11 protein-coding genes are annotated in these 14,673 nt (G+C 73.6%); 3 read left to right on the top strand and 8 right to left on the bottom strand.

Annotated features, from left to right (window positions below):
- Positions 1-12 precede the first annotated feature (12 nt).
- The 5 genes from ppc to WDZ95_RS18455 form a co-directional block, all read right to left on the bottom strand.
- Positions 13-2,874: a phosphoenolpyruvate carboxylase gene (ppc, locus tag WDZ95_RS18475; RefSeq protein ID WP_425780600.1), complete on the bottom strand. Its 2,862-nt coding sequence runs from the start codon at positions 2,872-2,874 to the stop codon at positions 13-15.
- 11 nt (positions 2,875-2,885) lie between these two features.
- Positions 2,886-3,530 carry an ABC transporter ATP-binding protein gene (locus WDZ95_RS18470; protein ID WP_166224517.1) on the bottom strand — a complete coding sequence of 215 codons (645 nt, stop codon included), beginning with the start codon at positions 3,528-3,530 and terminating at the stop codon, positions 2,886-2,888.
- Positions 3,514-5,082, bottom strand: a complete 1,569-nt coding sequence (locus tag WDZ95_RS18465) for an ABC transporter permease (protein WP_425780597.1) — start codon at positions 5,080-5,082, stop codon at positions 3,514-3,516. Before WDZ95_RS18465 ends, WDZ95_RS18470 begins: the two co-directional genes overlap by 17 nt.
- Before the next feature lie 8 nt (positions 5,083-5,090).
- Positions 5,091-6,113, bottom strand: a complete 1,023-nt coding sequence (locus tag WDZ95_RS18460; protein ID WP_425780595.1) for a thiamine ABC transporter substrate-binding protein — start codon at positions 6,111-6,113, stop codon at positions 5,091-5,093.
- A 160-nt stretch (positions 6,114-6,273) separates the two neighbouring features.
- The gene (locus WDZ95_RS18455; protein WP_166224508.1) at positions 6,274-6,441 is read right to left on the bottom strand and encodes a hypothetical protein; all 168 of its coding nucleotides are present in this window, start codon (positions 6,439-6,441) and stop codon (positions 6,274-6,276) included.
- A 108-nt stretch (positions 6,442-6,549) separates the two neighbouring features.
- Here WDZ95_RS18455 and WDZ95_RS18450 point away from each other — a divergent pair, with 108 nt between their 5' ends.
- The gene (locus tag WDZ95_RS18450; RefSeq protein ID WP_425780593.1) at positions 6,550-9,072 is read left to right on the top strand and encodes an FtsX-like permease family protein; all 2,523 of its coding nucleotides are present in this window, start codon (positions 6,550-6,552) and stop codon (positions 9,070-9,072) included.
- A gap of 4 nt (positions 9,073-9,076) precedes the next feature.
- Positions 9,077-10,213 (top strand): lipocalin-like domain-containing protein, encoded by a 1,137-nt coding sequence (locus WDZ95_RS18445; RefSeq protein ID WP_425780591.1) that lies wholly within the window; start codon positions 9,077-9,079, stop codon positions 10,211-10,213.
- Positions 10,214-10,235: 22 nt separating this feature from the next.
- Here WDZ95_RS18445 and WDZ95_RS18440 read toward each other — a convergent pair whose 3' ends face one another.
- Positions 10,236-10,508 (bottom strand): hypothetical protein, encoded by a 273-nt coding sequence (locus WDZ95_RS18440; RefSeq protein ID WP_425780589.1) that lies wholly within the window; start codon positions 10,506-10,508, stop codon positions 10,236-10,238.
- A gap of 116 nt (positions 10,509-10,624) precedes the next feature.
- On the opposite strand from WDZ95_RS18440, the gene WDZ95_RS18435 reads away from it, so the two are divergent.
- On the top strand, positions 10,625-12,406 hold the full coding sequence (locus WDZ95_RS18435) for an ABC transporter transmembrane domain-containing protein (protein WP_166224496.1): 1,782 nt from the start codon (positions 10,625-10,627) through the stop codon (positions 12,404-12,406).
- Here WDZ95_RS18435 and WDZ95_RS18430 read toward each other — a convergent pair.
- Together WDZ95_RS18430 and WDZ95_RS18425 are read right to left on the bottom strand one after the other, a co-directional pair.
- The gene (locus tag WDZ95_RS18430; protein ID WP_425780587.1) at positions 12,396-13,448 is read right to left on the bottom strand and encodes a M48 family metallopeptidase; all 1,053 of its coding nucleotides are present in this window, start codon (positions 13,446-13,448) and stop codon (positions 12,396-12,398) included. The two genes, WDZ95_RS18435 and WDZ95_RS18430, sit on opposite strands and share 11 nt — an antisense overlap.
- Entirely contained in the window at positions 13,448-14,629 is a 1,182-nt protein-coding gene (locus tag WDZ95_RS18425) for a YjgN family protein (protein ID WP_425780585.1), read from the bottom strand. The genes WDZ95_RS18430 and WDZ95_RS18425 overlap by 1 nt, the downstream gene beginning before the upstream one ends.
- Positions 14,630-14,673 lie beyond the last annotated feature (44 nt).

Here is a 14,673-nt window from a genome sequence, read left to right as displayed (position 1 = left end):
CGCCCGCGCGCCTCAGCCGGTGTTGCGCAGGCCGGCCGCGATGCCGTTGATGGACAGGTGGATGCCCAGCTGCACGCGCTCGCCCGCCAGCCCGCTGCGGTAGCGCCGCATGAGTTCGACCTGCAAGTGGTGCAGCGGATCGATGTATGGAAAGCGGTGGTGGATGGAGCGCGCCAGTGAGGGGTTGTCCGCCAGCCGCTGCGCATTGCCCGTGATGAGCTGCAGCGCCTGCGCGGTGCGCTGCCACTCGGCCTCGATGCGCGCGAAGATGCGCTGGCGCAGGGCTTCGTCGTCCACCAGGTCGGCGTAGCGGCGCGCCAGCGCCATGTCGCTCTTGGCCAGCACCATGTCGATGTTGGCGACCACGGTGCGAAAGAACGGCCAGCGCCGGTGCATGCTCTTGAGCAGGGCCAGGCGCTGCTCGCGCCCCGGGCCTTCGCCCAGGTAGTCGTGCACCGCGCTGCCCAGGCCGAACCAGCCCGGCAGCGTCACGCGGCACTGGCTCCAGCTGAAGCTCCAGGGCACGGCGCGCAGGTCTTCGATGCGGCCGGGTGCGCCGCGCGTGGCCGGCCGCGAGCCGATGTGCAGCTCGGCGATCTCGCGGATCGGTGTGGCGCCGAAGAAGTAGCGGTCGAAGCCCGGCGTTTCGTGCACCAGCGCGCGGTAGCTCGCGGCGCTGGCCTGCGAGAGCCGCTCGGCCACCTCGTGCCATTCGGCCGGAATGGGCTTGGCCGGCGGCAGCAGCGTGGCCTCGAGCGTCGCGGCCACCAGCGTTTCGAGGTTGCGCCGGCCGATGTCGGCGTTGGCGTACTTGGACGCGATCACCTCGCCCTGCTCGGTGAGGCGGATCTGGCCGCGCACCGTGCCCTCGGGCTGGGCCAGGATGGCGTCGTAGCTCGGCCCGCCGCCGCGGCCCACGCTGCCGCCGCGGCCGTGGAACATGCGCAGCCGGATGCGCGTGGCCGGCACACCGGGCAGGCCATCGCGCGCGAGCGTGTCGAACAGCGCCACCAGCTCCACGCTGGCGCGGTGGATGGTCCAGTTGCTCGTGAACAGGCCGGCGTCCTTGTTGCTCTCGGAGTAGCCCAGCATCACCTCCTGCTCGCCGCCCGCGCGCTGCACCATGGACGCAATGCCGGGCAGCGCGAAGTAGTCGCGCAGCAGCGGCGCGGCGCGGCGCAGGTCGTCGATGGTCTCGAACAGCGGCACCACCATGAGGCCGGGCACGCCGCCGTCGGCCAGCGGGCGCGGCAGCAGGCCGGTCTCCTTCTGCAGCAGCAGCACCTCGAGCAGGTCGCTCACCGAGCCCGTGTGGCTCACGATGTGGTGGCGCAGCGCTTGCGCGCCGTAGCGCTCGCGCAGCTCGCGCGCGGCGCCGAACACCGCAAGTTCGCTCTCGGTGTCGGGCGAGTAGGCGTGACCGGGCACGCGCAGCGCGCGCCGGTCGTCGAGGCAGGACAGCAGCAGGCGGCAGCGCGCCGCTTCGTCGAGCGCGCCGTAGGCGGGCTCGAGTTTCGCGGTGGCCAGCAGTTCGGCCACCACGGCCTCGAAGCGCTGCGCGTGCTGGCGCAGGTCCAGCGTGGCGAGGTGAAAGCCGAACACCTGCGCCGCGCGGATCAGCGGGCGCAGCCGCAGGTCGGCCAGCACCTCACCGTGCTGGGCGAGCAGCGCGTCTTCGATGATGCGCAGGTCGCGCACGAAATCGGCGCAATCGAGGTAGGGGTTCTGCGGCGGCAGCGCGTGGCGCGCGGCCTCGCCGCCGCTCAGGGCCTTGAGCGTGGCGGCCAGGCGCGCGTAGATGCCCGTGAGCGCGCGCCGGTAGGGTTCGTCCTGGCGGTGCTCGCTGGTGTCGGGGCTGGCGGCGGCCAGGGCCTGCAACGGTTCGGGCACGCTCACCAGCCGCGCCGAGTGCGACAGCTCCATGCCCAGGTGGTGCACCTCGGTGAGCAGGTGGCGCAGCGCGACCTCGCTCTGGCGGCGCAGCGCGAGCGCGAGCGTGTCGGCCGTGACCTGCGGATTGCCGTCGCGGTCGCCGCCCACCCAGTGGCCCATGCGCAGAAAGCTCGCCACCGGCCCGCCGGGCAGTTCGCGTTCGAGGTTCGCGTACAGCCGCGGGATTTCGCGCAGGAAGGTGGTGTCGTAGTAGCTCAGCGCGTTCTCGATCTCGTCGGCCACGGTCAGGCGCGAGAAGCGCAGCAGCCGCGTGTGCCAGAGCTGCATCACACGCGCCTTGAGCTGCAGCTCGTTGGCCGCGATCTCGCGCGTGGCCACGGCGTCGAGCGCGCCGCCCGTGCCCTGCGAGCGCGCGCGGATGTCGTCGCGCTGCGCGAGCAGCTGCGCGATGCCGCGCTCGGCGTCGAGGATGCTCTTGCGCTGCACCTCGGTGGGGTGCGCGGTGAGCACCGGCGACACGTGGCTGTGCGCCAGCGCCTCGCGCACCGTCTGCGGCAGCACGCCGTTCCAGCGCAGCCGCGCCAGCGCCACGTCGAGCGAGCCTTCCTGCTGGTCGCCCGCGCGCTCGCGCGCCTGGCGGCGGCGGATGTGGTGGCGGTCTTCGGCGAGGTTGGCGAGGTGGCTGAAGTAGGTGAAGGCGCGGATCACGCTCACCGTCTGGTCGTCGCTGAGCGACTTGAGCAGTTGCTCGAGCGCCTGTTCGCTCTGCAGGTCGGCGTCGCGGCGGAAGGCCACCGCGAGCAGGCGGATGCGCTCCACGGTGTCGTAGGCGGCCGCGCCGTCCTGATCGCGGATGACCTCGCCCAGCAGGCGGCCGAGCAGGCGGATGTCTTCCACCAGCGGCTGGTCGATGCGCCGCAGGCGCTGGCTGGCCGCGTCGCGGCGCGGGCTGGGGGCGGGCTTGTCCACGGTGGCGGGCATTGTGCCGGACCTCACCAGCGCGGCACGAGCCGGCCGCCCTCCAGCGCCCAGCCCTGCTGCGCCATCGCGCGCGCCTCGGCCTCGTCGTGCGTGACCAGGATCGCCGCCATGCCGGCCTCGGCGATGCGCTCGCGGAATTCGGCGCGCAGCTGCTCGCGCAGCGCGGCGTCGAGCGCGGAGAAGGGCTCGTCGAGCAGCAATGCGCGCGGCTGCGTGATGAGCGCGCGCGCCAGCGCCACGCGCTGCTGCTCACCGCCCGAGAGGTGGGCCACGCGCGAGCGTGCGTGCGCGCCCAGGCCGAAGCGCTCGAGCAGCGCACGCGCGCGTTCGCGCGCCTCGCGCCGCGGCACGCCCTGCTCCACCAGGCCGAAGGCCACGTTGTCCTGCACGTCGAGGTGGGGGAACAGCGCGAAGTCCTGGAACATCAGCGCGAAGCCGCGCCGGTGCGGCGGCGTGCGCGTGAGATCGGCGCCGTCGAACCACACGCTGCCGCGCTCGGGCGTCTCGATGCCCGCGGCGATCTTGAGCAGCGTGCTCTTGCCGCTGCCCGAAGCGCCGAGCAGCGCCACGGTGCGGCCCGCGTCCACGCGCAGGCTCACGCCATCGAGCAGGGGCCGCTGGTCCCAGCGGTGGTGGATGTCACGCAGTTCGAGCATGGTCGGCGGGGTCGGGGCGCGGGCGGGCGCGGCCTTCGATGAGCACGAAGACCAGCAGCGCCAGCGCCATGAGCAGGCCCGCGAGCACCAGCGCGGCCTGCAGGTTGGACTCGCCCGGCCGGCCCAGGCGCTGGTGGATCAGCGTGGTGAGCGTGAGCCATTCGGGCCGCGAAAGAAAGAGCGAGACCGCGAACTCGCCCAGCATGGTGGCGGCCGCGAACGCGGTGCCGCGGCGCAGCGCGGGCCACACATGGGGCAGTGTGACGCGCCAGAACACGCGCCAGGGCGAAGCGCCCAGCGTGGCCGCGGCCTGCGCCAGGTGCGGCGGCACGGCGTCGAGCGCGGCCGCGAGCGCCTTGGCGATGAAGGGATAGGCGATGAGCGCGTAGGCCGCCACCAGCAGCGGCAGGCTCGCGGTCCATTCGGGGTAGAGCAGCAGCAGCCCGAAGGCCACCGTGACCGGCGACACCACGAAGGGCAGGAAGGCCGCGGCGCGCCACACCACGCCCCAGCCACGCAGCGCCTGCGCCGACACCGCGTGCAGCACGCCCATGGGCAGCGCCAGGGCCAGCGCCAGCGCGGTGAAGCGCAGCGTATTGCCCAGCGCGAGTTGCGTGGCGGGCTCGCCGAGCACGCGCCACGCGCTGCCGTCCGCCAGGGCCGGCGCCGCGCGCCACACGATGGCCAGCAGCGGCGCGGCCGCCACCGCCCCCAGCAGCGCGAGCGCGGCCGCCACGGCGGCGCGCTCACCCATGCCGCGGGCCGCGCGGCGCGGCAGCCGGTCGGCGCGCGCCGGCACGGCCAGGCGCTGCTCGATCGCCGCATAGGCCAGCGCCACCGCGCCGTTGAGCAGCAGCATCCAAAGCGCGAGCACGCCGGCCTGGCCGAGTGCGAGCTCGTGCGCCACCAGGGTGTAGATCTCCACTTCCGCCGTGGCCCAGCGCTGACCACCGAGCACCAACGCCAGGCCGAAGCCGCTCAGGCAGTACAGAAACGCCAGGCAGGCCGCCGACGCGATCCAGGGCCGCACGGCCGGCCATTCGACGCGCCAGAACGCGCGCCAGGGCGTGGCGCCCAGGGTGCGCGCCGCGGCCACGCGCGAGGCGCTGACCTGATCGAGCGCGTCGACGCCGGCGCGCACCACGAGGCAGAGGTTGAAGAACACGTTGCCATAGACCAGCAGCCAGGGCGTGTCCGAGCCGTCGATGCCCAGCACCCCGCGAGGCCCGAACAGCGCCAGCACGCCCATGGCGGCCACCAGCGTGGGCACCACGAAGGGCAGCATGAGCGCACGCAGCGCGAGCGTGCGGCCCGCGAACTCGAAGCGCGCGAACACCCAGGCCAGCGGCAGGCCCAGCAGCAAGCACAGCGCCGCGCTCAACCCCGCCTGCGCGAGCGACCACAGAACGCGGCCGCGCAGGTAGGCGTCGCCCCACAGGCCCCAGAAGCCCGGTTCGGCCGTGCCCCAGCCCTCGGCCAGCAGGCGCGCCACGGGCGCCGCCGCGAACAGCAGCAGAAAGCCCAGGGGCAGCACGCTCAGGGCGAAGCGCATGGGCCGGGTCAGCGCAACACCGTGCGCACCCAGCGGTCCTGCCAGGCGCGCAAGGTGTCGCCCGCGGGTTCGGTGGGCGGGTTGTCGAAGCGCGCGGGCTCGGCCGCGTGGCGCCGCAGCAGCTCGGCGCGCGGCGTGCCCGGCTCGGCCGGGTACATCCACATGCTGGTCTGCAGGGCCTGCTGCACCGGGGCCGAGCGCAGGAACTCGATGAATCGGCCCGCCGCCGGCCGCAGCGCGGGGTTGCCGCCCTTGACCAGGGCCACGCCCTCGACCTGCCGGTACACGCTGCCGCGCAGGAACAGGTTGGCGGTGGGCGATTCGGTCAGCGGCGTCTTGCTGAAGAAGACCTCGGCCGCGGGGCTGCTCGCGTAGCTCACCACGATGGGCCGCGTGCCGCCGTTGCGCGTGAAGTCGGTGTAGTAGGCCTCGCTCCAGCCCTTGGCCACCTTCACGCCGTTGGCGCGCATCTTCGCCCACCACTCGAAGGCCTGCGCCTCGCCCAGGCCCGCGATGGTGGCCTGCAGAAACGCCTGGCCCGGGCTGGAGGTGCCCGGGTGCTGCACCACGAGCAGGTTCTTGTAGGCGGGCTTGGTGAGGTCGTCGAGCGAGGCCGGCAGCGCCAGCCCCTTGCCGGCGAACCAGGCCTTGTCCACGTTGAGCGCCACATAGCCCAGGTCGACCGGCACCACGCCCGCCCCCAGTGGCGCGGCGGCCGGGCGCTTGGCGGCCGGGCCGTCGTAGGCATCGAACACGCCGGCCTGCTCGGCGCGCGGCAGCAGCGCGTTGTCGATGCCGAAGGCCACATCGGCGATGGGCCTGGCGCGCGTGAGGATCAGGCGGTTGAGCACTTCGCCCGCGTCGCCGCCCTTGATGAGCTGCAGCTTCACGCCGGCCTCGCGCTCGAACTGCGCGAGCAGCGGTGCCGGCAGCTCGAACGAGTCGTGCGCGATCACGCGCAACGGGGCCTGGGCCGCGGCAAGCCCGGCCGAAGCGATCAGGGCGGCGGCCAACAGACAACGGCGTTGCATGGAAGGACTCCTAGACCAGACCAGAAAACAAAAAGCCCGCCAGAGCGGACTTGTTGGAGCGCACGCTCCGATCGAGGGGCGCCGCGGAACCGGCTCCGCCGGGCCGCTGGCGCCGCCCCCCTGGGGGGGGTCGCGCGCAGCGCGGCGGGGGGGTTCTCAATCAGCCGCTGTGCGGGCGCTTGCCGGGGTTCTTCTTGCTGCGCGTGGCCACGCCGCGCTCCAGGCTGCGGCGCTGACCACGGCCGGGCGTGGGCAGCACGACGCCGTTGGCGGCGGTGGGACGCGGGGTGGCCTTGCGGTCGGCCTCGGTGACGATCTTGTTGCCCATGGCAAATCCTCAGTTCAACGGAAAAAAGCAAAGCCCGTATTCAACCACACCCGCCCTGCCCGGCCCGACCGCCGGGCGGGGGCAAGCCGGCCCGCGTAAGCTGCGCGCATGCGCCGACTGCTCGCCACCTTCTCCTGGCAGGAACTGCGCCACCACCCGTGGCGCAGCGCGGTGGCGGTGCTCGCCGTCGCGCTGGGCGTGGCCCTGGCCTTCGCGGTGCAGCTCATCAACGCCTCGGCATTGGCCGAATTCGGCCAGGCCGTGGCCGCGGTGAATGGCCAGCCCGACGCCGAGCTTCGCGCGCGCCAGGGACCGCTGGACGACGCGCTGCTCGAACGCGTGGCGGCCCACCCCGCGGTGGCCGTGGCCAGCCCGGTGCTCGAACGCACGGTGGAGGCGCGCAGCGCCAGCGGCGAGCGCCTGGTCCTGCGATTGCTGGGCGTGGACGCGCTGCTGGTGGCGCGCGTGGCGCCCGCGCTGTTGCCGCTGGTGGACAGCGAGCGCGCCGGTGCCGACCGGCTCGACCTGTTCGCGCCCGACACCGTGTTCCTCAACGCCGCCGCGCGCGAGGCGCTGGGTGCGGCCGACACCGTGGCGCTGCGCCTGGGCGCGCGCCGCGCCGAACTGCGTGTGGCCGGCCGCGTGAACGCCCCGGGCGCGCCGCTCGCGGTGATGGACGTGGCCGCGCTGCAGGCCCTGGCCGGGCAGCCCGGCGAGCTCAGCCGCATCGATCTGCGGCTGGCGCCCGGTGCCGCGCTCGACCGCGTGGTCGCCGCGCTCGATTTGCCGCCCGGCGTGTACGCACAAGGCCCGGCGCAGGCGGGCGAGCGGGTGAGCAGCCTGTCGCGCGCCTACCGCGTGAACCTCACGGTGCTCGCGCTGGTGGCGCTGTTCACGGGCGCCTTCCTGGTGTTCTCGGTGCTGTCGCTGTCGGTCACGCGGCGCCAGCCGCAGTTCGCGCTGCTCGGGGTCATGGGCCTGTCGGCGCGCGAGCGCTTGCGCCTGGTGCTGGCCGAGTCGGCCGGCATCGGCCTGCTGGGCAGCGCCATCGGCCTGTTGCTGGGCACCGCGCTCGCGGCGCTGGCGCTGCAGCGGCTGGGCGGCGACCTCGGCGGCGGTTACTTCACGGGCGTGACGCCGCCGCTGCGCTGGAGCGCGCCGGCCGCGCTGCTGTACGGCGCACTGGGCCTGGCCGCGGCGCTGGTGGGCGGCTGGTGGCCCGCGCGCGCGGCCGCAGCGCTCGCGCCCGCACAGGCGCTCAAGGGCCTGGGCTCGGCGCTGCCGCCGCGCCGCCGCCACGGTCTGGCGCTGGGCCTGGTGCTGCTGGCCGGGCTGTGCGCGCTCGCGCCGCCCGTGGCCGGCCTTGCGCTGGGTGCGTATCTGTCGGTCGGGTTGCTGCTGGTGGGCGGCATCGCGGCGCTGCCGCTCGCGGTGGGCGCGCTGCTCGAACACCTGGCCCCGCGCTTGGCGCGCCACGCGCTGCCGCTGCTTGCGGTGGAGCGCGCGCGGCGCCTGCGCGAAACCGCGGCCGTGGCCACCAGCGGCGTGGTCGCGAGCCTGGCCTTGTCGGTGGCGCTCACGGTGATGGTGGCGAGCTTTCGCGACTCGGTCTCGCACTGGCTCGACGCCGTGCTGCCCGCGCCGCTGTACCTGCGCAGCAACGACGGCGCGCCGCTGCCCGAGGCCTTCGTGGCCGGCGTGCGCGCCCAGCCCGGCGTGGCGCGCGTGGACACGCTGCGCGCGCTGCCGCTGCAGTTCGACCCCGCGCGCCCGCCCGTGACGCTGCTGGTGCGCACGCTGCAGGGCGAGCCCCTGCCCTTGCCGCTGGTGGGCCGCGCCGTGCCCGTGCCCGAGGGCACGGTGCCGGTGTACGTGAGCGAGGCCATGCAAGACCTGTACGGCGCGCGCCCCGGCCAGCCGCTGCCCGCGCTCGCGCAGGCCCTGGCCGCGCCCGAGGCGCGCGCGGCGCGCTACGTGGTGGCCGGCGTGTGGCGCGACTACGCGCGCCAGCACGGCAGCATCGCGATCGACGAAGCCGTGTACGCGCGGCTCACGCGCGACCGCCGCGTGAGCGACCTCGCGCTGCACCCCGCCGAGGGCACCGACCCGGACGCGGTGCGCGAAGCCCTGCGCGCGCTGGCCGCGCAGCAGGGCCTGGCCGAGGCCGTCGAGTTCGCGTCGGCCGAACAGATCCGCGCCACCTCGCTGCGCATCTTCGACCGCAGCTTCGCCGTCACCGTGTGGCTGCAGGCCGTGGCCATCGGCATCGGCCTGTTCGGCGTGGCCGCGAGCTTCAGCGCCCAGGTGCTGGTGCGGCGCAAGGAGTTCGGCCTGCTCGCGCACCTGGGGCTCACGCGCGCGCAGGTGCTGGGCGTGGTGGCGCTCGAAGGCCTGGCCTGGACCGTGCTGGGCGCGCTCGCGGGCCTGGCACTGGGCCTGCTCGTGAGCCTGGTGCTGGTGCACGTGGTGAACCCGCAGAGCTTTCACTGGACCATGGACCTCGTGCTGCCCTGGCCGCGCCTGTTGGCGCTGTGCGTGGCGGTGGTGCTCGCGGGCACGCTCACGGCCTGGCTCGCGGGCCGGGCCGCGGCCTCGCGCGACGCGGTGCAGGCCGTGAAACAGGACTGGTGAACCCATGATCGCGCGCCGCCCCCTGCTCTTGACCCCACTTGCACTCGCACTCGCGCCCGCCCTCGCGCTGCCGCGCGCGCAGGCCCGCGACGTGGCGCGCCCCGGCGACGCGCTGCGGCCGCGGCCGCTGGTGTTCCCGCGCGACCACGGCGCCCACCCCGACACGCGCACCGAATGGTGGTACCTCACGGGCCGGGCGCAGGACGCCGCCGGCCGCGAGTTCGGCTTCCAGGTGACCTTCTTCCGCAGCCGGGTGGACCCGGCCCAGGCCCTGTCGGGCCGGCTCGCGGCGCGCCAGCTGCTGTTCGCGCACGCGGCCATCACCGACGTGGCGGGCCAGCGGCTGCACCACGACGAGCGCATCGCGCGCTGGAACGGCGAGCCGCCGCCGAGCCCCGAACGCGCGGTGTTCGCGAGCGAGCGCGACACCGAGGTGCACATCCGCGACTGGTTCCTGCAGCGCCGCGCCGACGGCGGCTACCGCACACGCCTGACCGGCGACACGCTGCTGATCGAACTCGAGGCCGACGCGCCGCAGGCCTGGCTGCTGCAGGGCGAGCACGGCTTCTCGCGCAAGGGCCCCGACGCGGCGCAGGCGAGCTTTTACGTGACCCAGCCGCAGCTGCGCGTGCGCGGCACGCTGGGCCTGGCGGGCCAGCGTTTCAGCGTCAGCGGCACCGCATGGCTCGACCACGAATGGAGCGAGGCCCTGCTGCACCCCGAGGCCGTGGGCTGGGACTGGATCGGCATGAACCTGTTCGAGGGCCACAGCCTCACGGCCTTCCAGCTGCGCCGCGCCGACGGCGGCAAGCTCTGGGCCGGGGGCTCCTTTCGCGCCGCGGGCGACGCGCAGGACCCGAACGCCATCCACCGCTTCCCGGTGGGCGAGGTGGACTTCGCGCCACGGCGCTGGTGGACCAGCCCGCTCACGCGCACGCGCTACCCGGTGGAATGGGCCGTGCGCACGCCGGCCGACTTCTACACCGTGCGCGCCCGCATCGACGCCCAGGAACTCGACAGCCGCGCCAGCACGGGCGCGATCTACTGGGAAGGGCTGTCGGACCTGATCGACAGCAACGGCCGCACGGTGGGGCGCGGCTACCTGGAGATGACGGGGTACGCGAAGCGGCTGGTGCTGTAGCCGCTGCGACGGCGCCCGCTGTTCAGGCCGGCTTCTTCGCCTCGGCCATGCCCACCGCGTCCTTCACGCACTTCTTGGTGAAGCTGTTCTTGGCCGCGCCCGCGAGCTTCTTCTCGGCGGCGTTGGCTTCGCACACGGCGGCGGCGTCTTTCTCGCACTTCTTCAGAAAACTGTTCTTGGCCGCGCCGGCCAGTTTCTTCTCGGCCGACTGCGCCTGGCAGGTCGGGCCCTCCGCGAACGCGGCGCTGGCGGCCAGCGCGAACACGGTGGCGGTGATGAGGGATTTGGCGAACATGAACCTGCTCCTGAATGGGTGGTGCGCCAATTGTTATCGCGCAATTCGATGACACGCAATCGGGTTGCACACGCGGGTTGTGACGGCGCGTCACGGCGCCGGAGCAGAATCCGGCCATGACCACCGCCTCCGACCGTCCGCGCGGCCAATCGCCGCGCTCCCTCAGCGGGCTGCTGCCCTTCATGCGGCCCTACCGCCTGCAGATCGCACTGGCGCTGCTGTTCCTGGTGCTGGCCGCGGCGGCCACGCTGGCCTTTCCGGCGGCGCTGCGGCTGCTGATCGACGACGGCCTGGTGCCGGCCGGGCGCGGCGAGCAGGCGCTGGCGCTGCGCGAGCACTTCGCCGAGCTGTTCGCGGTGGCGGTGGCGCTGGGCGTGTTCTCGGCGGTGCGCTTCTACTTCGTGAGCTGGATCGGCGAGCGCATCACGGCCGACCTGCGCAACGCCGTGTACAGCCACGTGCTGCGCCAGAGCCCGCAGTTCTTCGAGACCACGCAGACCGGCGAGGTGCTCTCGCGCCTGACCACCGACACCACGCTGGTGCAGACCGTGGTGGGCTCGTCGCTCTCGATGGGCCTGCGCAATGCGGTGATGGGCCTGGGGGCGCTGGGCATGCTGGTGTGGTCGCACCCCTACGTGATGGTGCAGGTGGTGGCGGTGGTGCTGTTCGTGGTGCTGCCGGCCATGTGGTTCGGCCGCCGCGTGCGCCGGCTCTCGCGCGCCAGCCAGGACCGCGTGGCCGATTCGAGCTCGATCGCGGCCGAGGTGCTCAATGCCATTCCCACGGTGCAGAGCTACGCGGCCGAGGGGCGCGAGGCGCAGCGCTTCGACCGCTCCACGCAGTTCGCCTTCGACACCGCGGTGCGGCGCACACGCGCACGCGCCGCGCTCGTGGCCTTCGTGATCATCGCCAACGCGGCCCTGGTGCTCTGGGGCCTGTTCCAGGGTACGCAGGCGGTGCTCAATGGCCAGCTCACGCCGGGGCAGTTGGGGCAGGCGGTGTTCTACGTGGTGATCTTCGCGGGCGCGGTGGCCGTGCTCGGCGAGGTCTATGGCGACCTGCTGCGCGCCGCGGGCGCGAGCGAGCGCCTGATGGAACTGCTGGCCACCGAATCGCCGGTGCGCTCGCCCGCGCAGCCGCTGGCCGCGCCGCTGCCCGAGGGCGGCAGCGCGCTGGCGTTCGAAGACGTGCGCTTTCACTACCCTTCGCGGCCGGCGCAGGCCGCGCTCGACGGCTTCTCGCTCGCGGTGGCGCCGGGGCAGACCGTGGCCATCGTGGGCCCGAGCGGCGCGGGCAAGAGCACGGTGTTCGGCCTGCTGCTGCGCTTCTACGACCCGCAGCAAGGCCGCATCGTGCTCGACGGCACGCCCATCGACGCCATGGACCTGCAGGCGCTGCGCGAGCGCATCGGCATCGTGCCGCAGGAGCCGGTGATCTTCTCGAGCAGCGCGCTGGAGAACATCCGCTACGGCAAGCCGGGCGCGAGCGACGACGAGGTGAAGGCGGCCGCGCGCGCGGCCTTCGCCGACGAGTTCATCGAACGCCTGCCCGAGGGCTACGACACCTTCCTGGGCGAGCGCGGCGTGCGCCTGTCGGGCGGCCAGCGCCAGCGCATCGCGATCGCGCGCGCCATGCTCAAGAACCCGCCGCTGCTGCTGCTCGACGAGGCCACGAGCGCGCTCGACGCGCAGAGCGAGCGCGTGGTGCAGGCCGCGCTGGAGGCCGCCATGCGCGACCGCACCACGCTCGTGATCGCGCACCGCCTGGCCACGGTGCAGCGCGCCGACCGCATCGTGGTGCTCGACCACGGACGCCTGGTGGAACAGGGCACGCACGCCGAGCTGGTGGCGCGCGGCGGCGTGTACGCGGGCCTGGCCGCGCTGCAGTTCAACGGCTAGGGTTGGCGGCCCACTCGCGGAAGAAGCGCACGCGCTCGGCGTCGGCCGGGTGGCTCGCGATGGCGATGGGCAGCGCCTCGTCCTCGCCGGCCTGGTGCTGCGCGCGCAGGCGCTCGAACAGCGTGGCCATGACCGCGGGCGACACGCCGTTGGCGTGCAGCAGTTCGGCCGCGCGCTGGTCGGCGCGGCGTTCGGCGTCGCGCGAGTACGACTGCGTGAGCAGCGCCGCAGGCACGGCCGCGACGAAACCGCCCATGTCGCCGAACACCACGCCCACGAGCGCACTGATGAAGGTCGAGCGCACCAGCATGTCCATGCCGTCGCGGTGCTGCACGTGGCCGAGTTCGTGGCCGAGCACGCCCATGAGCACGTCGGGCTGGTCGTGCAGCAGCCGCACCAGCTCGTCGGTGACCACGATCTGCCCGCCCGGCAGGGCCAAGGCGTTGGGCCCGAGGCGTGGCGAGGCGCGAAACGCCAGGGTGTGCGGGGGCGCTTCGCCGGCCGTGTGGGCGCGCTGCACCATGGCCTGCCAGCGCGCCTGCAGCGCCTGCTGCTGCGCCGCGGGCAGGGCACTGGGTTGGAAGAACACCCGCTCGAGCTGTTCCATGCTCTCGCGGCCGATGCGCGCCTCGAGCGCGGGCGGCACGTGTTGCGCCATCCGCGCGCTGGCCCAGGGCACGCCCCAGACCCAGGTGAGGCCCAGGACCGCCACCGTGGTGAGCAGCGCGACGAGCACGCCGCGCCAGCTCTGCTGCCAGCCCACCACGAAGGACTCGCCGATCGATTGATCGGCACACCAGGCGTCCCACTCGCGCGCGTCTGCGTGCTGCAGCAGGCCGCCATCGGGCAGCTCGGTCTGGCGCTGGCCATGGGTGCGGCGCTCGGGCCAGCGCACGCCGCGCAAGGGGTGGCGCTGTGGCGCCAGGCCCGGCTCGCGCGGCTCGATCACGAGCGTGTCGCCGTCGAGCCGCACGAACACCGCATGCGCGCGCGGGCTGGTGCCGTCGTACCAGCGCGTGAGCAGGGGCGCGCCGCGCGGCATCACAGGCCCACGTCGATGCCGAAGAAATCGCCCGCGGCGTCGCCGAGCACGCCGCCCTGGCGCGCCTGCGCGCGGGCCATCCAGCTGTCCACGTCGCCCTTGACCTGCAGCGCCATGCACTCGAGCCGCGCGCGCGCCGTGCGCACCTGCGCGAACGGCCAGTACAGGCCCAGCGTGCACACGATCAGCAGCCAGTTGACCAGCGTGAGCCGAAACAGCGTGCCGAAGCGCAGTTCGCTGCGAAAGCGCGTGTGGCGCGTGCGGGTGTTCGCCCAGACCAGGTTCTGCAGCGCCACCGTGGCATAGGGCACCACGATCAGCGGCATCAGCAGGTACAACACGCCGATGGCGGCGAAGAAGCCCAGCATGCGCGCGCCCGGCCCGCCGCTGTAGGCGATCAGGGCCACCACGCCGATGACCAGCGCCACCACCAGCAGCAGCAGCCCGATCACGCGCGCGAGCAGGCCGTAGAAGCGGCCGTTGCCGGCCCGCAGCTCGGTGCGTTCGCCCGCGAACAGGTAGCTGCCGTGCTGGTAGCGCTTGAGGCGCGCGAAACACCAGGGCAGCACCGCGAGCGTGTACACCGCCACCGCACCCAGCACCCACAGCACGCGGCGCGAGGCCTCGGGCGAGGGCTTTTCGTCGCTGGCCACGTCGGGCAGGAACAGCACCAGCACCAGCGCAGGCACGAAGAACGGCAGCAGCGCGCCGTAGGCGCCCTTGAGGTCGCCCACGAAGGCCATGCGCACGCCGCGCCAGCTGGTGTTGCGCAGGCGGAACTGCAGCGAGGCGCGCCACAGCGCGGGCCACACCAGCGCGAACAGCAAGAGCAGCACCGCGGCCACGGCGGGCACGGTCTCCGACAAGGCGCCGTAGGCGATGGCCAGCACCATCACCACGATGTAGCCACGGAACATCTTCCAGGGGTCGCCGTGAAAACCCAGCGGGTCGTCGCCCACCAGCGTGTTGTTCTGGAAGTAGGCAATGCGCCGCGCGCGGGCGAAAGGCCAGTACAGCGAGAAGGTCACCAGCGTGAGCAGCAGGTTGACGATCCAGATGCGGAAGTACTCGCTGCCCGAGCCGGTGAAGCGGATCGGCAGTGTCTGCACGCGCGGCGGTGTGTCCTGCTGCGGCGCAACAGGCGCGGGGCCGGGCACGGTGGCGGCCTCGATCGGTGTCATGGTTTCTCCTCCCTCGTGGGAGCGGGTCTGTGCGCCCGCCCGCG

This window comes from Hydrogenophaga sp. T2 (assembly GCF_049843535.1).
In the GTDB taxonomy this organism is placed as follows: Bacteria; Pseudomonadota; Gammaproteobacteria; order Burkholderiales; family Burkholderiaceae_C; genus Hydrogenophaga; species Hydrogenophaga crocea.
Note: the sequence above shows the minus strand (reverse complement) of the source record. Positions and strands in the feature narration are given on the sequence as shown.

Excerpts from the sequence above, each read along its gene's own strand:
- ppc (WP_425780600.1), bottom strand. The coding sequence starts at position 2,874 with ATGCCCGCCACCGTGGACAAGCCCGCCCCCAGCCCGCGCCGCGACGCG.
- WDZ95_RS18470 (WP_166224517.1), bottom strand. The coding sequence starts at position 3,530 with ATGCTCGAACTGCGTGACATCCACCACCGCTGGGACCAGCGGCCCCTG.
- WDZ95_RS18465 (WP_425780597.1), bottom strand. The coding sequence starts at position 5,082 with ATGCGCTTCGCCCTGAGCGTGCTGCCCCTGGGCTTTCTGCTGCTGTTC.
- WDZ95_RS18460 (WP_425780595.1), bottom strand. The coding sequence starts at position 6,113 with ATGCAACGCCGTTGTCTGTTGGCCGCCGCCCTGATCGCTTCGGCCGGG.
- WDZ95_RS18455 (WP_166224508.1), bottom strand. The coding sequence starts at position 6,441 with ATGGGCAACAAGATCGTCACCGAGGCCGACCGCAAGGCCACCCCGCGT.
- WDZ95_RS18450 (WP_425780593.1), top strand. The coding sequence starts at position 6,550 with ATGCGCCGACTGCTCGCCACCTTCTCCTGGCAGGAACTGCGCCACCAC.
- WDZ95_RS18445 (WP_425780591.1), top strand. The coding sequence starts at position 9,077 with ATGATCGCGCGCCGCCCCCTGCTCTTGACCCCACTTGCACTCGCACTC.
- WDZ95_RS18440 (WP_425780589.1), bottom strand. The coding sequence starts at position 10,508 with ATGTTCGCCAAATCCCTCATCACCGCCACCGTGTTCGCGCTGGCCGCC.
- WDZ95_RS18435 (WP_166224496.1), top strand. The coding sequence starts at position 10,625 with ATGACCACCGCCTCCGACCGTCCGCGCGGCCAATCGCCGCGCTCCCTC.
- WDZ95_RS18430 (WP_425780587.1), bottom strand. The coding sequence starts at position 13,448 with ATGCCGCGCGGCGCGCCCCTGCTCACGCGCTGGTACGACGGCACCAGC.
- WDZ95_RS18425 (WP_425780585.1), bottom strand. The coding sequence starts at position 14,629 with ATGACACCGATCGAGGCCGCCACCGTGCCCGGCCCCGCGCCTGTTGCG.